Raw genomic sequence first — 17,703 nt, forward strand, 5'->3', positions numbered from 1 at the left:
TTATTGGTTTTTATGTGGGTTTATTGTTAAGTTTCAATGATATAGGCGCCAACGATGATGGGGTTTGTAGGTTTTCGGAAATTTGGCTTAGCTTACCCGCACACAAAAAAAAGCGACTAAAAAGTCGCTTTTCTAGAACCTGCAAAACGGGATGAACCCGTCAAACAGGAATACTTACATACATTATTAGTCGCTATTGAAGAGGTCGCGGGTATAAACCTTCTCGGCAACATCGCGAATATCGTCCACCATACGATTGGCAAGAATCACATCGCAGGTTTGTTTAAACTCCGCCAAATCATTCACCACCTTCGAATGGAAAAACTCCGGCTCGGTCAAAACAGGTTCATACACAACCACCTCAATACCCTTAGCCTTTATGCGCTTCATAATGCCCTGAATAGACGACGCACGAAAATTGTCTGAACCGGCTTTCATAATCAAACGATAAACCCCTACCCGCTTTGGCTGCTTGCGAATAATAGAGTCGGCAATAAAGTCTTTGCGCGTACTGTTGGCATCGACAATCGCGCGAATCAAGTTGTTCGGCACTTCGTTGTAATTTGCGAGAAGCTGTTTAGTATCCTTCGGCAAACAGTAACCGCCATAGCCAAACGAGGGATTGTTATAGTGATTGCCAATACGCGGATCTAAACACACGCCATCAATAATTTGCTTAGAATCCAAACCTAAGGATTCCGCATAGGTATCCAGCTCATTAAAGTAAGCAACCCGCATCGCCAAGTAGGTGTTAGAAAACAGCTTAATTGCCTCGGCTTCGGTAGAACCGGTAAACAACACCTCGACATCTTGCTTAATAGCGCCTTCACACAACAAGCCAGCAAACACTTTTGCCCGCTCCGACTGCTCACCAACCACAATACGGGATGGGTATAGATTGTCGTACAGGGCCTTGCCTTCACGTAAAAACTCTGGCGAAAACAGCACCTGCTCGGTTCCCAACTCCTCTCGCACACTATTGATAAAACCCACCGGCACGGTCGATTTAACCACCATAGTCGCAGTGGGGTTAATTTCAGAAACATCCCGAATAACCGCCTCAACCGAACGCGTATTAAAGTAGTTGGTGACGGGGTCGTAATCAGTAGGAGTAGCAATAATTACAAACTGCGCATCTTGATACGCTTCGCGCTTATCGAGAGTGGCTTTTAAATTGAGAGTTTTATTGGTGAGGAAGTCTTCTATTTCTGTATCGATTATTGGTGACAGGCCACGATTGATCATATCGACCTTATCTGGCAGTAAATCTACCGCCACCACCTGATGGTGTTGAGCAAGTAGCACCGCATTAGACAACCCTACGTAACCGGTCCCAGCAACAGCTATTTTCATAGGGTTTCCTTTCAAAACTAAATACATGGTTGACGATAAAAAGCCGCGGAGCGAATTCTACCTTATACAGATAACCTGCAGAACCGTTACCTGACTAAGATGGATGTTAGCCTAGATAGTGACGGAGCCATAATAGACAGTGCCAATATATGGCTGAGAGGTTTCAGTTTTATTGCAAATAATGGCGTAAAGTAGCCATGCCAAAGCAAACTGCGATTTCAGTCAAAGGGCACGTCACCTAACTACCGGTGAGACTCACTTAGCGCACTAAAAACTAAAATAAAGAATAATTACAGAGGGACTAAACTGAAGCATGGCTCAATCCTTGAACCCCACGGTAGCGATGCTAAACCTTATAGAACGACCTGTACCACTCTACGAACCTCGCAACACCCTCTTCCACGGAAACCTGCGGGCGATGACCTGTAGCCGTAAACAAATCCTCAGTTTCAGCCCAAGTCGCAGGAACATCTCCAGGTTGCATAGGCATAAAGTTTTTAATCGCCTCAATTCCCAATGCCGACTCCAGCGCCGAAATATAATCCATAAGCTTAACCGGATTACCGTTACCAATATTAAACACACGATAAGGTGCGCTACTGGTACTTGTAGCACCGGCCTCTACAGACCAACTCGAATTTGGCTGCGGGATACAATCCTGAATTCGTACAATACCTTCTACAATATCGTCGATATAGGTAAAGTCCCGACTCATTTCACCGTTGTTAAAAATATTGATGGGCTTGCCATCTAAGATCGCCTTGGTGAACAAAAACAGCGCCATATCCGGTCGACCCCAAGGCCCATACACGGTAAAAAATCGTAAGCCGGTGGTTGGCACACCATATAAATGCGAATAGGTATGGCTCATTAATTCGTTAGCTTTTTTGGTAGCAGCATACAAAGAAAGGGGATGATCCACCGAGTCGGACGTAGCAAAAGGCATTTTGATATTTAAGCCATAAACCGAGCTACTAGAAGCATAAACCAAATGCTTGACCCCAGTACGACGACATCCTTCCAACACCGCCAAGTGGCCAATAAGATTACTATCGGCATAGGCCATTGGGTTTTCAATTGAATAACGAACCCCCGCCTGAGCAGCAAGATGGATCACGCGATCGAACTGATGCTTTTCAAACAACGCCGCCATGCCCTCGCGGTTTTCGAGATCCATTTGTACGAATTCAAAATTTGGATGAGACGCGATACTGGAAAGGCGAGCTTTTTTTAAGTCGACACTGTAGTAGTCGTTTAGGTTGTCTAGGCCGATGACTGTATGCCCTGCGGCTAGTAGACGACGGCTAACGCTCGAGCCAATGAAGCCTGCGGCTCCTGTTACTAGATATTTCATAGCATTGTCCATTAAACAAACACGAGTTGGGCGATTTCGGAGGCTGGTAATAATAGCAGAAGTCGACAACTAGGGCTGTTATTAGACGGGCATTGCAAGATTAAGCGATCACGGTAGGAACACCGGTCGCTCGGTGCCCCCGTACACATCCGTACGTGCGCATTTTGTCATCAAGGTCTTCCGCTTTTAGCGGACAGGATCCCCGCATCCACAAGAATGACGGTTTATTTTGTATCGTCACTCCGGTAGTGTTTTGAGCCGGAATCCATTCTTTTGAGCCTTAGCATCAGTTAGGCAAGGATTTATAGTGGCCAACAAGCGCAGCGCGTTAGCGTTTATACTCTCAAATTTTAGAGTCCGGTTTTACTTGAGCAGAACAACCTTTACTATAAGAGCGTTTTTCTACAGACGAACGTGAGTAGATTGCACATCGCTTTAGCGTCTCTTGCTCATCAATACTCTTCTCGCTCACCCATAGAATACAAACATTGACAATCCTTGTATTCGTTCATAGCATGGCCTATATAAATGTCTACCCTTGGAGTTAATTATGCACGTGTCACTGACTAACGAACTAGAGTCTCGCGTTAAAGCCAAAGTTGAAAGCGGCCTATACAACAATGCCAGTGAAGTGATCCGCGAAGCACTACGATTTATGGATACTCACGAAGACTGGATCCACGAAGTAAAATTGGCTCACCTGCGCGACCAACTTAAAATTGGCACTGACCAGCTAGATCGCGGTGAAGGTATTGCCATAGAATCAAAATCCGCCTTAGATTCACTGTTCGACGACATTAAGGCTTAAGCCACATGCCTGCACACCAGCTCGTTATAGCCCCTGCCGCCAAAACAGATCTAAAAGATATCTACCAGTATGGGCTGCGGCAATGGGGGCAAACCCAGTCCGAAAGCTACCTTGAGAGTATAAAGGAACAGTTCTGGACACTTACCGAGCAACCCCTGATAGGCATTGATCGCTCTGAATTCCTGTCTGGTACCAGAAGCCTACCTATTGAAAGTCATACCTTGTTTTACAGGGTCACTACCGAAACGGTAGAAATTATCCGCGTACTACACGGCCGCCAAGACCCGCAGCGACGCTTAAAATAGCTCAAGAACGATCAATACAAAAAGACAGCAAACCCATTCTAGAAAAACTAAAAACATGGATGGATAAAAGCTTACTTACCGTACCGCCCAAAACAGCCATTGGTAAAGCTTTAGTGTATCTGAGTAATCAGTGGGACAAGCTTGCGCTTTTTTCTGCAAGCTTAGTGACACGCGGGATGTTGGCTAGATGTTCGACCTTAGCGGTCTTCCTTTCCATGCCAGATATTCAAGATCACGATCTCATCTGACAACACGCGATAGCGAACAATGTAATCACGAGCAACCAGCTCGCGGAAGTCTTCCAGTTCTTCCACTGGCGTGCCCATCTGCGGCTGACTGACAAGTGCATCTATATTTTTCTTGAGTTGGCGGCTTGCTTTCTGTGCAGCCTGAGGATTCTTTTTGCGGATAATATCACGAAGCCGGATAAAGTCCCGTCCGGCTCGTGCGGTATAGGTCACTTTCATTTAAAGGGCGGTTCCTTTTCGTCATCAGTTCCCCAGCTCTCCAGCCAGGCCATCACTTCATCACCATCAATGACGCGCCCCGCTTTGTAATCCTCCCAGGATTCCAGAGTTTCCAGATTACGGCGTTGCTTGAGTTCCTCGCGCGCCAGGTACTCTTCAACAGCATCTTTGATGATCCAGCCCTTACTACGGCGAAGCTGTTCGGCTGTACGCTCTAAGCGATCCAGCAACTCATCAGGCATTCTTACGCTTGTCATTCCCATAGGATTCACCTTTGTGTAATACAGTGCATTACATCGCATTATAGCCACCTACATTTCAATCGTCATCCTCAGATTCCAGTGTTGCCAACAACTCCTCTTCCATGGCCTCTGGCTCGCCTTCCTCGGCCTGCTTCCGGTACAAGGTCGGGTATGAGCGGTAAGCCGGTTTTATCCAGGAACAAGCTATGCGGGTCTGGCTCGATGGCGAAGCCGGTGCGCACCTCTTCAAGGTAACGTTGCAGCCAGTGAACGGCGCGTTCACTGATCGGCACAAAGCGGTCTTTTTTGCCTTTGCCCTGGCGTACTGCCAACACGCCACGGTCTATCGAATGAGATAGGAGTGTCATCCAATACCGTCAATGAATGGATATCCGTATTAGAAGCCTCATTTATTATTTATCGACTGCAACCTTATTTCGAAAATATTGGCAAGAGATTAATAAAATCACCCAAGCTGTATTTTGTTGATACCGGCTTAGCAGCATGGCTAATGGGAATAGAGACAAGTACTCAAATGCAGCGAGACCCCTTACGTGGCAATTTATTTGAGAACTTAATTATTATGGATGTGCTTAAGTCAAAGCTGAACCAAGGTAAAGATCCCAGGCTATTCTTTTACCGCGATAGTCATGGCAACGAAGTAGACCTTGTCATTCAACAAGGTAATCAACTAACGCCGATTGAAATTAAAACCTCCCAGACATGGCACAGCTCATTTTTAAAGGGCATTCAATATTTCAAGAAACTCCTTGGGGATCGAGTCGAAAAAGGCATTGTTATTTATGGTGGCGACAGAGAGAGGGACAATAGTGAGTACACTCTTCAGCCCTATAGAACAATAAACAAATCCCAACTTAACCCGCAAGCTTAATATAGATAGTAGCTTTTTGTAGTGACCCAAATAAGGCTTTAAGCCTATACATTTGAATGATTTACCGTCCTAAAAATTGCAACCAGCAATACCGCTCCATGGTGCCAAGGGCGTAGGTTCGGCAAGGATTTATAGTGGCCAATAAGTGCAGCGCGTTAGCCTTTAAACTCTCAAATTATTGTGTCCGGTTTTACTTGACCAGAACATCAGGGAAAAATGTGTTGTGGCAGAACGCCGATGGACACTTTACTGGATGGAAAATCGATTGGGGCTAAGAAAAATTTAGCTTAGATCTAAACTAACAGACACCAATTTAAAAACGGGTAACTGTCCGATCAAGTCTGAGCTACTACACATTAAGGAGGGAGTCAGTTTTGCAACCGGTACAAGCAAGTACCGCTGCCGCCAGCTAAAATTATTCCTTTGGACACTTAACAAACCCTCAATTCTTATTTAAAAAGACTAAAATACTGTTTACTCACAATCTCCCATGTATATAGTCGCTTAGCAATTTCTAGCATGTCGCTTGCGTTATTCAAGGAATATTGTTCCTGTATAAGCAATCTTAACCCACTAGAATCTTTAAAATAGTCAGCTTTATTCTCGGTTGAAGCTCTATTGTAATTACAGTCAAATGCCAATATATTTTTATTAAAGTGCATCATTTCAACAAGCGATGGGTTTGTACCGCCCGCTGAATGACCATGCACATAAAAACTACATTTTTGTCTGATATTAAAAAGAGTTTCAATATCATAAATAGGGTTAATAATATCAATATTATCAAATGACTGATATTTAGATTTCATCGCACAACCAAATTCACTATTATCCCAATTACCGATGAACATTATTTTTTTATCTGTTTGGCTAAAAGCCTCTAAGATCAACTCAACATTATTTTCAGGCTCTATTCTACATAAAGCCAAGGCATAGCCTTCATCAAAAAGAGTTAAATTGTTTGTTACCGCATGGTCACCACCATAGGCAATCACCTCTGAATCACAGCCATACTCATTTTTAATATAATCAGAAATGGCTGCATTATCAGCCACTACAACATCTGAATATTTCACTGCTAGATTTTCAGAAAACTTAAGGAATATCTTAATTAAAAAAACCCATTTAGCCCTTTTCCACTCCAAACCATCTATATTAGTAACAACTTTTACCTTAGAAAATAACTTAATAAAAGGCAGAAAAATAGCACCCGAAACACCCAACAGCAATATGCTATCAGCCCCTTTATATACAGCATGACATAACGACCAAATATCGTACGGAATACTTTGAGCCCCATTTGCATTTAGCGGAATATAGACCAAATTAGCATTTTTATGCTTTTTAAGCTGGCCGGAGTAACTTTTAGAAGAACAATAGATACGTATATTTTCTTTCGTTTCATTTTCATCTAATAAGTTTTCAACAAGAGTTTCAAAACCACCGTAACAAGCAGGAACACCTACAATTCCAACTATAGCAAGAATTTTGTTATTCAATAGGTTATTCCTTATGTTTTAATTAATTTTAAAATCATTCACTATTAAACGCTCCATGGTATAAGCAGTCCTATCCCAGTTAAAATTAGTTCTTATTGTATTAGAAATACCCTTCATTGACGGCAAAACATTATCACCCGAAATAATATTTAATATTTTATTTTTAAGATCATCTAAATCATTTGGATCAAAAAAACGATCGCCAAAAAAATCAAACTCAGACAAACAAGTAGCATTTGAAATTAATGTTTCTACACCAAATGCCCCTGCTTCAAGAGGAGGATAGCCAAACCCCTCAGCCTTACTTGGACACACAAAGATAGAGGCTGACCGAAGAAGGTCTAACAATTCATTATGCGGCACTGACTCATAGTGACTTACATATTGTTGTTGATTTTCTGTCATAGCATCAAATAAAAAATTTAGCTTTGGGCTGTTAATAGAGTTTTTTCCAACAAATATAAGATGATATCCGCTTTCCCATAGCTTCATCTCAAGATAAGCCCTAAGTAAAATCTCATGATTTTTTCTAGGCTCCACTCTACTCACATATAGAATATATTTATTTAATTTAAATTTTCTTTCTATGTTTTTTTTTGAAGCTATAGCTACCCTTTTCGATAAAGGGATAATAAAATCGTCATCTAATGCAGGTTGTACAATATGTATTTTGTTTAATGGTACGTTTAAATATTTATTTATCGCTATCCGAGAATATTCAGAATCGGTTGTTAAAATACTCGACCTATAAGCCGCAAGAGCGAATAAATATTTTTTTTGCTGGTACAGCCAGCTAAAATCATCAACAAACTCCAAAAATAAAACATCATGTATTGTAATAATGCTTTTACATAATTTTATTGGTGAATCCATGTATTGATAATGCACATAATCAAATTTATATTTACTTACTAATGCAGGCAGGTCGACTAATAGCCTTTTAATTTTAGACTTACTTTTAAGACGAACAAAATTAATCGTGCCGTTAATTCCTGAGAACTCACGCTCTAAATTATTTAGATCATTCGCAGCAATATATATATCGAGACTGTCACTTTCTGATAATTTAGCATACAAACCTTTTAAAAAAGTTCTTGACCCTTGAAAAATTCCATCAAAAACATGGCCATCAACTAATACTTTTATCTTTTTAGCCACTTAACTTCCCTCCCAATCATTATTGCTTTCGTAACCAAGCTTTATCAACAGATCTTTAGATTGTTTTTTAAAAACCTGTATATGTTCCTTATTAAAAGTTTTTTTCCATCCTCCAACAGTTCCTTTTCTGAAGGTAGAAGCCTTCGAACTATAAATATTTTTTGCTATGTATTCAATTTCATCACTTGATATATTCACACCAATATGTTCTGCAATATTTTTTACTGTATATACTTGTGTTTTTAGATTCCCTCCTCCCAAAGGCCCTACAAGGTCTTCATATTTTACAATTAGAGTATTTGAATCATTAAACCAATAGTCAAAGCGACGCCATAACTCGTCAACCGAAGCGATAGCACCATCTATACCACGAATTACTGCCAAGAGACGCTCGTTATCATCATTCAATGTTGATATGATTTTATGCGTTGGATGTGTAATATCAATTTCATTAACATACTTATAATTTGAAATAACCACATCCCTTGGGTCACGAATCATTAAAATTGACTTAATATTCTTTCGATCAACTATATCTATCACTTTTTTGTGGGAAGGGAGGTGTGCGTTTAGGAATTGACCTTTTTTAATATTTATTAATTTTCTTTCTGTTTTTGAAGAGCACTCACCCCAATCTAAAACTGTTCGAGATGCCGCCATTCTCATACCGGGCATTAACATCAGCACTCGCTCCATCAGATTAGTGCCTGCCTTAGGAATACTATTCGTCAAAACTTTTGGAGCTGTGTAACGCCCTTTAATTGATGATAAGCGTAAACCCATTAATTGGGTTCGTAATATTTTTTTACTAAATACTATAGCCCTGTTTGTTTTAACTATTATTTTCATACCTAACAACCCTATATAAGCAACCATTTTTTCTTTGTAAATACTTGGCGTAACCAAACGAAAATGCAATGGGAACAAACTCATTAAGGTTATTAAAATATCCGCCTGTAAACTGATAAATAAATATAAATATAAATATACATCTTGAATATGAGAACTTATATGATCGAGTAAAATAAAACAAACCTATTAATATAATTAATTTTAACGAAAATCCTAAAATGCCTACAGTTGCAATAGTGCTGGCCACTGAATTTGGCAGCCTTTCTGAAGCTCCAAAGCCAACGTGTTCAGCTGTATATTTTCCAATTACATACTTAAGCTGTCCTGGGCCAACACCTAACAAAACACCCTCGTCTTTCACCAGCTCTATAGCCGATAATAAAGAATATACTACTCTAACCATCCCCGAATTATCCTGCCCCTGTAGAGCAGATTCAAATCTTTCGATTAAACTATCCGCCATAAAAATTAATGTTAGAATAAGTATTAACCCAAGAGCCCATGTCTTAAAACTTGAAAGTGATATAGCAATATTTTTAATGTCGCCTAAGATAATTGATAAAGCTATTGCTGACATCACGCCAAATGATTTTGATAAAAATAACGGGAATATGGATAGCATTAATAAATAGAAAGATTCTTTATTTTTTAGTTTAAGAAAATTTGTTACTGCATAAATTACAAAAATAGATGAAACCAGTGAATATATTGACGGTTCATAAAAAAACAATTGCAATCTATTAACCCCATAAGACCCGCTATCTGTCCAAAGAGATGTTCCTTGACCAAAAATAAAAAGGATAGAAGAAATAACTGAAATCGAAAAGTTGATCTTTATAATTATACTTATTAAAGTATGAAAATCATTTAATCTATAAGCAATATAAAGGTAAATATATACTGAAAAAACTATACTTAAAAATAATATCGTAAATCCAACAATATAATCACTAATCCTAACATTATTATTCATTAACACAGGGAAACTATATAAGATAAATAGCACTATAATAACTAACAAAAAAAACAAACTTCCTTTACTCCATTTTACAATGTAAAAAAAGGAAATAAGTGAAAAAATATGTGAGAAATAAAGTCCAAATGGCAAAAATATAGAATTTATACTAAAGAAAATAATTATTACAAAATCGTGAAAGATATTACCTTTTTTCATTGTTAGAAAAATCCTAAAATATTTTTTATTGTAACAACCACTCTTGTTCGAATATAGTTAATATTTGCTTTTAATGCGCCGATGTCAGGATGCTTGGCTTGTATATCACGCACCTCAGACAGTGTTTTTTCTATCTGTGTATGACTAATTCCTGAGTCGCCCATACAAACAAAGTTTCTGTCAATGAAACTAGATGTTGTTTTTTGACCCAACCGTAAAGAAAAATCATAATCCCCTGCAATCTTAAAACCTTCATCATAACTACCATTGCGCTCAAAACAAACTTTATGATGCATCATACCGGGGTGCGCTATACAATGATGACGTTTAATTGCCTTCCAACTCCACGGCTTCCCAAATATTCGCTTAACATTATGCTGTGAATCTATAATTACAACCTTTCCAGAAACAAGCTCCGCCCCCGTTTTTTGGCTTTCAAAAATCAAATCTTCAATAGCTTTTGGATAAGCCCAGTAGTCATCCGCTCCAATAAAGCATAGCCACTCACCCGTCACATGCTGTATTGCTTTATTCCAAGCATGATAAATACCGCGATCTTTTTCAGATTTCCAAAAGGTTATATCGTTATTATATTTTTCTAATATACTCTGCGTCCCATCAGTTGACCCTCCGTCAATAATGATTAACTCTTTATTTCTGTATGTTTGCTCTAAGCAAGAGGTAATTGCTTTTTCCAGTGTTTCTTTTCCATTATATACCGCTATTATTATAGAAACTTTTAACATTCTATTTTTCCAATTTTTTTAGGTTTAGCTACTATATATTTTTATATTGCACTACACTGCTGTCCCGTTAACTTTCATATGAGTTTCATCTGATTCACATCAGGGAAATTATCATCATGAGGGTCACCTCTCAGTAGTGCCATCAGATCACGTTTATCAAACAAATTAAGTTGTAATAACCGCAATAACTCCCGCATGCTTTTCGTTAGCGCGGACTGAAACTTTAGGAATGCAATGAGTAGGTATACGCACATGGCAATCCATATTTGAGTCATCACGGCATTTTTACTGGTGCCAACAAACGATTTGATCTTCAGGTTTTGTTTTATCCACTTAAAGAATAACTCTACTTGCCATCGCGCTTTGTAGATATCAGCAACCGTCTTGGCTGCCAACTTAAAATTGTTTGTTAAAAACACATAGTGCTTACCCGTCGTTGCATCTTTGTAGCCAATCCGCCGTAACTGGACGGGGCATTTTTTAGCGACTTGGGGACCGGTGAACTCTATTGTTTGATCACACGTTAATCCTTTGCCTTTCAGCACTGATCGACGCTCAGTAATACGGAATTTCGCATTGCTCTTAAGTCTGGTAACGAAGAAAATATCCTTATCTGTCAATTGCTTATACCACGCGTAATCATTGTACGCTTTATCAATCGCCACAATACTTCCTTTTGGAAAGTTAAGCATACGGCCTACCGTTACATCGTGTTTCTTGCCTTCTGTGATAGTCACAAACTCAGGTAAATAGCCTGCATGATTTAAGCCGACATGTAATTTTACTGCGCCTTTGGTGGTGCGAAAATCCGCCCAAGGAAAAGCAGCCAAGCACAAGTCGATCGTTGACGCATCCAGTGAATAAAGCGGGTGTTTAAACCTGAAGTTATGGTTAGGTGCTACACCTTGACAGCGAGCTGGTAACTTTCCAAATAGCGCCTCGTACAGAGCATAGGGTTTATCTTCATTAATCCGAGAGAGATTAGATCGCGACAGCTTTGCGGTGCCAAGATGGTAAAGACGATGCATTTGCGCCGACATATTATCTATGATGTCACGCAAGCTATTTCTCCCAGACAATTGAGCCATAGTCAGTGACACAAACTGTGACCAGCGGGAGGCTTTACGAAAAGCGCGACCTGAATGATGTTGTTTGGCAAGGGTCTCAAATTCATGTCTCGGAACAAGTTTTAGTATTTGTGAAAGAATGGTATTACAATGTGCCATGGCCTGGTTCCCTCTATTAATACAGTGTTTTCTAAGCAACTTCATTGTATCAATTGTGGTGGAACCAGGCTTTTTTATTTCTCCTTAACGGGACAGCAGTGATTGCACTACTATGTTTAAATATAAACAAGTTATATCAAGTCAATTTTCGCCAAATGGCAAAAGTATTAAAACCTAATGCCTGCTTTACATGCCAGGAAGCTAATAAATTTTGTACGGATACCGCTAACGCTGTCGCTATTGCACTACCGGTAGCGCCATAAATTGGCACTAGAATTAAGCTAGCAATTACGGCAAAAGGGGCAGAAAAAATCATGGAATTACGTAATTTTTTTTCATTCCCAGTCATTGAAAGCAAATAACCCACAGAACCTGTCACTACATTAATAAATTGACCTAATACCAATATTTGGAGCAAGCAAGCCCCTCCAATAAATTTTTCACCATATATACTCATTATAAATTCTGGAAAAATTAGCATGAAAACAACAATAGGCAGTGAGAATAAGGCCATCATAAACACTGATAATTTTGCCATATGCTCAACACCTTTCAAATCACCCCGCTTAAACATGGCTGCAAAACGTGGTGCAACCACTAAATTAACTGCTACCAACACAAAGCTTGTTAACATTGCTGTACGTTGAGCAACTGCTAACATAGATAATTCTGCTGGGGACACCCAAGCACCAGCTATTAATTGCGCTGACCACTGAATTAACTGAGCTGAAATCATAACAACCCAAAGTGGCATGCAACTTTGATATAAAACACTCCAACTTATTGTCACTTTCTTTGAGCTACCAGAAACAGGTTGAATATATTTCCAATACAAAAAAGATAGAACAATAATAGTTAAACTAGCCATGCTAAAATATGTTGCCAATTCTTGTGCATCAGTTAAAGAAAAGATTAATAAAGCACCGATAAGTAGTAAATTTATCCCAATATTAATTATAATAATCGAGCATATTATGTGCCCCATCGCTTGTAAACTTATAGAAACGTGTGTAATAACTGATAATCCAATAATACCACAAGCCATATTTTTGATAGGTTCAGCCATCCCAGGCTGACCAAATAATTCATTTGCTATTATATCTGACAAAATATACAGAAAGAATGATAGTACACCGCTAACCGGTACCGTAATCAGAAGAGACTTTAGTAAAACATCTTTGATTTGAAATGAGTTTTTATTGGAAAATGCTTCACTCGTAAAACGAAGTAAGGTTTGATCTAGGCCTATGCGGCTAAAGACAGCCAAAACACTTACAAGAGTAAAAGTTAAAAAGTAATACCCTGACTGCTCAACACCTAGTACTCTTGTAATAACAACACTTAAAAAAAAAGCCGAGAAAGCTGCAATAATACGAATAGTAAAAGCTATCGCAGACTGCCAAATAAAATCATGGTTTAAAAATTTTCTCATTATTAACTCTGACAGTTACTTTAAAATTTAAATACGCTTTTGATTAAGCGTTCTTATATAAATGGCAACCCACTTTCAAGCTGATATGTCAAATTCTTATTTCTTTCACCTATTTTTTTTGCTGGGACGCCACCCATTATTGAAAATTCAGGCACGTCTCTCACTACAACCGCTCCGGCCGCAATCACTGATCCTTCTCCTATAGTTACACCGGGTAAAATAGTGCACCTAGATCCAAGCCAAGCTCTATTTCCTATACTTACTTTTCCCCCAGCCACAGAAAATTCGGGTGACTGCACATCATGATGCAGCGACCATATCCATACACCACTACTTATATTGACATTACTTCCAATTTCTAGACCTCGCCGCCCATCTAATAAACACCCATTACCAATAATAGAATTTCGGCCAATTTTAATATTTTTTGGAGATCTAAATTCGCAGCCGCCATAAATACTAACACTAGAATCTAACTTATTAGACATAAAAAAATTAATTAATTTTCTTCTCATTAATTGAGAGGGAAGGAGAAAAATTATTTTTAATATAAACATTTTTAATCCGTAAAAAAATTTTTTCATTTATATTACCACTTCATTTTAATATTTTTTTAATGCAATCCAATCACAATACCTTTCATTAATTATATCTTTCTCTAATTCCGTTAGATTTGTACGCCACACTCCAATTGAACCTTCATTTTTAGATATATGATTATGGTGATATAACGTTTTTTTATGATACCTTCCCGTTCTCACACCTAATCTATTCGCTAACCTTTTTCCGAAATTTATCATTCTTTTCTTTGACAATCTATCAACATTTATTTTAACTTTCTCTATTGAGCATTCCTTTTCTATCTTTAAAACTTGCTCGCCTGAAAGTTCTACTTCTAAAAAACTAGCAATTTCATGAATCCCTCCTTTTAAATCAGTAAATAAATTTTCATATCTCTGAGACAGAATCACAGGGGAATTATGTATTATATTTGATTGCTCTATAGCGTCATCTAACATTTCAATTAGACGGTCTCCATCAATATTTAATTTTTCTTTTAATGAAACAGCAACATCACGAATATCCCTATATATATATAATAACTTTATTTCTGAGCTTTTATTTTGAGAAACAAAAGGGTAAACTTCGTGCATTTTTATCAAAGTTGTATGTTTTTCTTTTTGCTTAATCAAAAATTTTTCTTTATTTCCAAGCACATCTTTTAACTCATAAAAACCATCTACACTTACACCGGTAGTATGTTCCAAAACCATTCTTACAATATTGTATTGTAAAGTTGACCCGGACCTAACCATTCCATTACAGACAACCAACATATAAACCTCTTTATTAATTTTAAGCCCAGCAATACTTTTAGCTATTTTTCTCTAATTCTGCATCTATCATTTTTTGAACAACATCTTCCATAAAAAGAGTCGCCGTCCAGCCCAAATCAGCTTCAGCCTTGCTTGAATCACCTCTATTACTCTCTATTTCTGCCGGTCGTATTAATGCCGAATCAGAAATAACATGATCCTGCCAATTTAAGCCCACACAACTAAACGCTGTAGACACAAAGCTTTCTAGGCTAGATTTTTTTCCTGTTGCTATAACATAATCGTTAGCTTTATCTTGCTGTAACATACGCCACATAGCGTCAACGTATTCTTCTGCCCACCCCCAATCTCTAGAAATTGAAAGTTCGCCCAATTTTAATTTTTCTTTAGGGTATTCAGCTATTCTACATGCCGCTTGAATTATCTTTTGGGTAACAAATCGACTAGGCCGCAGTGGAGATTCATGATTAAATAAAATGCCTGAACAAACATATAGCCCATAGGCTTCCCTATAGTTAACCGACTCCCAATATGCAGCGGCTTTTGCTACAGCATAAGGACTTCTCGGTTTAAAAATTGTATTTTCATTTGCCGCTCTCACCCCTAATTCGCCAAAGCACTCACCTGACCCCGCATTATATAATCGAACACCTCCACCTAAAAAACGGATTACCTCAAGTAAATTTAATGTGCCGATGGCATGGCTTTCTAAAGTTTCTACTGGCTGCTCAAACGATAGTCCAACAGAACTTTGTCCTGCAAAATTATAGATTTCATCTGGTTTAACTCTATCAATTACTTGAAGCACACTGCGAAAATCACTTAATGCCATCGACATAACATCAATGTCACTTTTTATTCCTAATGTAACTAGATTTCTAAACGAGGAGGCCTGAGCATCTCGGGATGTACCAACTACGTTATAACCCTTTTTAAGTAGTAACTTTGCTAACAATGATCCATCTTGGCCTGATATACCGCATATTAAAGCTGTTTTACTCATTATTAACCTTCATTTTTATGCAAAAATTATTACTTCTCAATATATCTATATCAGTATCTATGACTAAATATACGGAGGGTTTCAAATAACTAAAGATATTTATATTTGATACTTCGAGAACCTAACTTTACTTAAGTCAATTACAAATCATGGACTCATTATCCAAAAACCACCCATAAGCCAAGCTTAAGCCTTGCTCTAACTCAACATCATACTGCCAACCCAGTGATTTAAGCCTATCAACATTCATTAGTTTTCTTGGAGCTCCATCAGGCTTTGTTACATCAAGCTTTATATCCCCTGTAAAACCAACAACTTTAGCAACTGCTTCAACCAATTCACAAATACTACAATCCACACCTGAACCCACATTAATATGGCTAAGCATAGGGTCTGTATTTTCTTCGTAGGTTGTTTTATTTAAATTCATTACATATATTGATGCAGCAGCCATATCATCCACATACAAAAACTCACGCATAGGTTTACCGCTACCCCAGGCGACCACTTCTTTATCGCCGTTTATTTTCGCTTCGTGAAAGCGGCGAATTAATGCGGGAATCACATGACTATTTTCTGGGTGAAAATTGTCGTTAGGGCCGTATAAATTAGTAGGCATTACACTGCGATAATCTCTACCGTATTGGCGGTTATAACTTTCGCATAATTTTATACCGGCTATTTTCGCTATGGCGTAAGGTTCGTTAGTTTCTTCTAGCGTACCTGTTAATAATGCGCTTTCGCTCATGGGCTGCTGAGCTAATTTTGGATAAATACAGGAAGAGCCTAAAAATAATAATTGCTGAATACCTGCTTGGTGGGCGCTGCTAATTATATTGCATTGGATCATTAAGTTTTGATAAATGAAATCGGCAGGGTAGGTGTTATTTGCTACTATACCCCCTACCTTTGCAGCGGCCAGATATACTTGGTCTATTTTTTCGGTTTGAAAAAATTCAAGCACGGCTTGTTGGTTGGTTAAGTCAAGCTGTTGGCGAGTACGGGTTATTAATTCAACGTTATTTTGTGTTGATAGTTGGCGTACTATGGCTGAGCCTACCATGCCATTATGGCCTGCTATAAAAACTCTGTTTTTATTCACTTTATTGTTTACTCTCTATTAATATTTTAAGCGGGGTAAATGGGCAAACCCACTCTTTCAATATGCTGCAATAGATCATTATTCTCTATTTCAGAAAACAGCGATAAATCATAGGTATAGGGCGTTAAAAGATCGTCAATTAAACCTTCAATTTCCAACAGTTCGTTATGGTTTACATTTCCAATAATGGTTAAATCAACATCTGAACCATTACGAAAGGTTCCTTTAGCCCTTGAACCATACAGTTTTACCTGCTCAACTGATGAGTAACGGTTAAAGATACTGATTAGGTTCTCTACCAAAATTACAGGCAAACCTATTTTCTGGGCATTAATCATTTAACTGTTTTTGCATTATTGTATTTAAGCTGGCATTTAGTTCAGTAAACGCACCGTAGTATTGCGTTAAAACTTTTTCCGCAATTTTACGAGATGTTTCGCGGTTGTATGTATGAGAGGTTAATGCACGGCTACGGATCATATCCATCCATAACTCGCCCTCTGCAATTAAGCCACGTTTAAACGCTAAGCGAATGGCGTCTCGGCTTCCTTGGATGCCTTCTTCATTTTGATATTCGTAAAAATCTTTTAAACAATTCCACGCCAGCTCGTAATTATATTCGAACGCCTGTATAAGCCCTTGCTCTTCTAGCTTGCTTAGTTCACGCTGTTGCGACAGTTCAACCGCTTCTTTTAGCTCATTTAGGGCTAAATTAAAATTAGCTGTACGTTGGTGCCAACGAATATCGTTCAT

21 protein-coding genes are annotated in these 17,703 nt (G+C 38.5%); 4 read left to right on the top strand and 17 right to left on the bottom strand.

What is annotated here, in order from left to right; translation table 11 throughout:
* Positions 1-186: 186 nt before the first annotated feature.
* Positions 187-1,353 (bottom strand): nucleotide sugar dehydrogenase, encoded by a 1,167-nt coding sequence (locus IDZ20_RS11620; protein ID WP_188151596.1) that lies wholly within the window; start codon positions 1,351-1,353, stop codon positions 187-189.
* A gap of 346 nt (positions 1,354-1,699) precedes the next feature.
* Entirely contained in the window at positions 1,700-2,707 is a 1,008-nt protein-coding gene (locus tag IDZ20_RS11625; protein WP_188151597.1) for an NAD-dependent epimerase, read from the bottom strand.
* Between the two features lie 550 nt (positions 2,708-3,257).
* Here IDZ20_RS11625 and IDZ20_RS11630 point away from each other — a divergent pair.
* Genes IDZ20_RS11630 through IDZ20_RS16365 form a run of 3 tightly spaced genes read left to right on the top strand, consistent with a single transcriptional unit; the run spans position 3,258 to position 4,068 of the window.
* Positions 3,258-3,515 (top strand): type II toxin-antitoxin system ParD family antitoxin, encoded by a 258-nt coding sequence (locus tag IDZ20_RS11630; protein ID WP_188151598.1) that lies wholly within the window; start codon positions 3,258-3,260, stop codon positions 3,513-3,515.
* A 5-nt stretch (positions 3,516-3,520) separates the two neighbouring features.
* Positions 3,521-3,820 carry a type II toxin-antitoxin system RelE/ParE family toxin gene (locus IDZ20_RS11635; protein WP_188151599.1) on the top strand — a complete coding sequence of 100 codons (300 nt, stop codon included), beginning with the start codon at positions 3,521-3,523 and terminating at the stop codon, positions 3,818-3,820.
* Positions 3,821-3,834: 14 nt separating this feature from the next.
* Positions 3,835-4,068 (top strand): IS66 family transposase, encoded by a 234-nt coding sequence (locus IDZ20_RS16365; protein ID WP_281250572.1) that lies wholly within the window; start codon positions 3,835-3,837, stop codon positions 4,066-4,068.
* Here the strand turns inward: IDZ20_RS16365 and IDZ20_RS11645 are convergent.
* Positions 4,018-4,287: a type II toxin-antitoxin system RelE/ParE family toxin gene (locus tag IDZ20_RS11645; RefSeq protein ID WP_188151600.1), complete on the bottom strand. Its 270-nt coding sequence runs from the start codon at positions 4,285-4,287 to the stop codon at positions 4,018-4,020. The genes IDZ20_RS16365 and IDZ20_RS11645 overlap by 51 nt on opposite strands.
* Complete coding sequence (locus IDZ20_RS11650; protein WP_188151601.1) at positions 4,284-4,550, bottom strand: CopG family ribbon-helix-helix protein; 267 nt, start codon at positions 4,548-4,550, stop codon at positions 4,284-4,286. Before IDZ20_RS11650 ends, IDZ20_RS11645 begins: the two co-directional genes overlap by 4 nt.
* A 340-nt stretch (positions 4,551-4,890) precedes the next feature.
* On the opposite strand from IDZ20_RS11650, the gene IDZ20_RS11655 reads away from it, so the two are divergent.
* Positions 4,891-5,421, top strand: coding sequence for an ATP-binding protein (locus IDZ20_RS11655; RefSeq protein ID WP_223144955.1), 531 nt, complete (start codon positions 4,891-4,893; stop codon positions 5,419-5,421).
* 449 nt (positions 5,422-5,870) lie between these two features.
* Here IDZ20_RS11655 and IDZ20_RS11660 read toward each other — a convergent pair whose 3' ends face one another.
* From IDZ20_RS11660 to IDZ20_RS11720, 13 genes are all read right to left on the bottom strand, one after another.
* On the bottom strand, positions 5,871-6,920 hold the full coding sequence (locus IDZ20_RS11660; protein WP_188151602.1) for a DUF1972 domain-containing protein: 1,050 nt from the start codon (positions 6,918-6,920) through the stop codon (positions 5,871-5,873).
* Positions 6,921-6,938: 18 nt separating this feature from the next.
* Positions 6,939-8,078, bottom strand: coding sequence for a glycosyltransferase family 4 protein (locus IDZ20_RS11665; RefSeq protein ID WP_188151603.1), 1,140 nt, complete (start codon positions 8,076-8,078; stop codon positions 6,939-6,941).
* Entirely contained in the window at positions 8,079-8,927 is an 849-nt protein-coding gene (locus IDZ20_RS11670) for a sulfotransferase domain-containing protein (RefSeq protein WP_188151604.1), read from the bottom strand.
* Entirely contained in the window at positions 8,911-10,104 is a 1,194-nt protein-coding gene (locus tag IDZ20_RS11675) for a hypothetical protein (RefSeq protein ID WP_188151605.1), read from the bottom strand. The genes IDZ20_RS11670 and IDZ20_RS11675 overlap by 17 nt, the downstream gene beginning before the upstream one ends.
* Before the next feature lie 2 nt (positions 10,105-10,106).
* Entirely contained in the window at positions 10,107-10,850 is a 744-nt protein-coding gene (locus IDZ20_RS11680) for a glycosyltransferase family 2 protein (RefSeq protein WP_188151606.1), read from the bottom strand.
* Positions 10,851-10,924: 74 nt separating this feature from the next.
* Complete coding sequence (locus tag IDZ20_RS11685) at positions 10,925-12,076, bottom strand: IS4 family transposase (RefSeq protein ID WP_188151607.1); 1,152 nt, start codon at positions 12,074-12,076, stop codon at positions 10,925-10,927.
* 136 nt (positions 12,077-12,212) lie between these two features.
* Positions 12,213-13,508: an MATE family efflux transporter gene (locus IDZ20_RS11690; RefSeq protein WP_188151608.1), complete on the bottom strand. Its 1,296-nt coding sequence runs from the start codon at positions 13,506-13,508 to the stop codon at positions 12,213-12,215.
* 53 nt (positions 13,509-13,561) lie between these two features.
* On the bottom strand, positions 13,562-14,092 hold the full coding sequence (locus IDZ20_RS11695; protein WP_223144956.1) for an acyltransferase: 531 nt from the start codon (positions 14,090-14,092) through the stop codon (positions 13,562-13,564).
* Between the two features lie 18 nt (positions 14,093-14,110).
* Complete coding sequence (locus IDZ20_RS11700; RefSeq protein ID WP_188151609.1) at positions 14,111-14,776, bottom strand: sulfotransferase domain-containing protein; 666 nt, start codon at positions 14,774-14,776, stop codon at positions 14,111-14,113.
* Between the two features lie 106 nt (positions 14,777-14,882).
* A complete protein-coding gene (locus IDZ20_RS11705; protein WP_188151610.1) occupies positions 14,883-15,848 on the bottom strand; it encodes a GDP-mannose 4,6-dehydratase in 966 nt (321 codons plus the stop codon).
* Between the two features lie 136 nt (positions 15,849-15,984).
* Positions 15,985-16,950: a GDP-L-fucose synthase gene (gene fcl / locus IDZ20_RS11710; RefSeq protein ID WP_188151611.1), complete on the bottom strand. Its 966-nt coding sequence runs from the start codon at positions 16,948-16,950 to the stop codon at positions 15,985-15,987.
* Positions 16,951-16,976: 26 nt separating this feature from the next.
* The gene (locus tag IDZ20_RS11715; RefSeq protein ID WP_188151612.1) at positions 16,977-17,288 is read right to left on the bottom strand and encodes a nucleotidyltransferase domain-containing protein; all 312 of its coding nucleotides are present in this window, start codon (positions 17,286-17,288) and stop codon (positions 16,977-16,979) included.
* Positions 17,281-17,703, bottom strand: coding sequence for a nucleotidyltransferase substrate binding protein (locus IDZ20_RS11720; protein ID WP_188151613.1), 423 nt, complete (start codon positions 17,701-17,703; stop codon positions 17,281-17,283). Before IDZ20_RS11720 ends, IDZ20_RS11715 begins: the two co-directional genes overlap by 8 nt.

The organism is Teredinibacter waterburyi, from assembly GCF_001922985.1.
GTDB classification, from domain to species: Bacteria; Pseudomonadota; Gammaproteobacteria; order Pseudomonadales; family Cellvibrionaceae; genus Teredinibacter; species Teredinibacter waterburyi.

Coding starts and splice junctions, on each gene's coding strand:
- IDZ20_RS11620 (WP_188151596.1), bottom strand. CDS start 1,353: ATGAAAATAGCTGTTGCTGGGACCGGTTACGTAGGGTTGTCTAATGCG.
- IDZ20_RS11625 (WP_188151597.1), bottom strand. CDS start 2,707: ATGAAATATCTAGTAACAGGAGCCGCAGGCTTCATTGGCTCGAGCGTT.
- IDZ20_RS11630 (WP_188151598.1), top strand. CDS start 3,258: ATGCACGTGTCACTGACTAACGAACTAGAGTCTCGCGTTAAAGCCAAA.
- IDZ20_RS11635 (WP_188151599.1), top strand. CDS start 3,521: ATGCCTGCACACCAGCTCGTTATAGCCCCTGCCGCCAAAACAGATCTA.
- IDZ20_RS11645 (WP_188151600.1), bottom strand. CDS start 4,287: ATGAAAGTGACCTATACCGCACGAGCCGGACGGGACTTTATCCGGCTT.
- IDZ20_RS11650 (WP_188151601.1), bottom strand. CDS start 4,550: ATGGGAATGACAAGCGTAAGAATGCCTGATGAGTTGCTGGATCGCTTA.
- IDZ20_RS11670 (WP_188151604.1), bottom strand. CDS start 8,927: ATGAAAATAATAGTTAAAACAAACAGGGCTATAGTATTTAGTAAAAAA.
- IDZ20_RS11675 (WP_188151605.1), bottom strand. CDS start 10,104: ATGAAAAAAGGTAATATCTTTCACGATTTTGTAATAATTATTTTCTTT.
- IDZ20_RS11680 (WP_188151606.1), bottom strand. CDS start 10,850: ATGTTAAAAGTTTCTATAATAATAGCGGTATATAATGGAAAAGAAACA.
- IDZ20_RS11685 (WP_188151607.1), bottom strand. CDS start 12,076: ATGGCACATTGTAATACCATTCTTTCACAAATACTAAAACTTGTTCCG.
- IDZ20_RS11690 (WP_188151608.1), bottom strand. CDS start 13,508: ATGAGAAAATTTTTAAACCATGATTTTATTTGGCAGTCTGCGATAGCT.
- IDZ20_RS11695 (WP_223144956.1), bottom strand. CDS start 14,092: ATGAAAAAATTTTTTTACGGATTAAAAATGTTTATATTAAAAATAATT.
- IDZ20_RS11705 (WP_188151610.1), bottom strand. CDS start 15,848: ATGAGTAAAACAGCTTTAATATGCGGTATATCAGGCCAAGATGGATCA.
- IDZ20_RS11715 (WP_188151612.1), bottom strand. CDS start 17,288: ATGATTAATGCCCAGAAAATAGGTTTGCCTGTAATTTTGGTAGAGAAC.
- IDZ20_RS11720 (WP_188151613.1), bottom strand. CDS start 17,703: ATGAACGATATTCGTTGGCACCAACGTACAGCTAATTTTAATTTAGCC.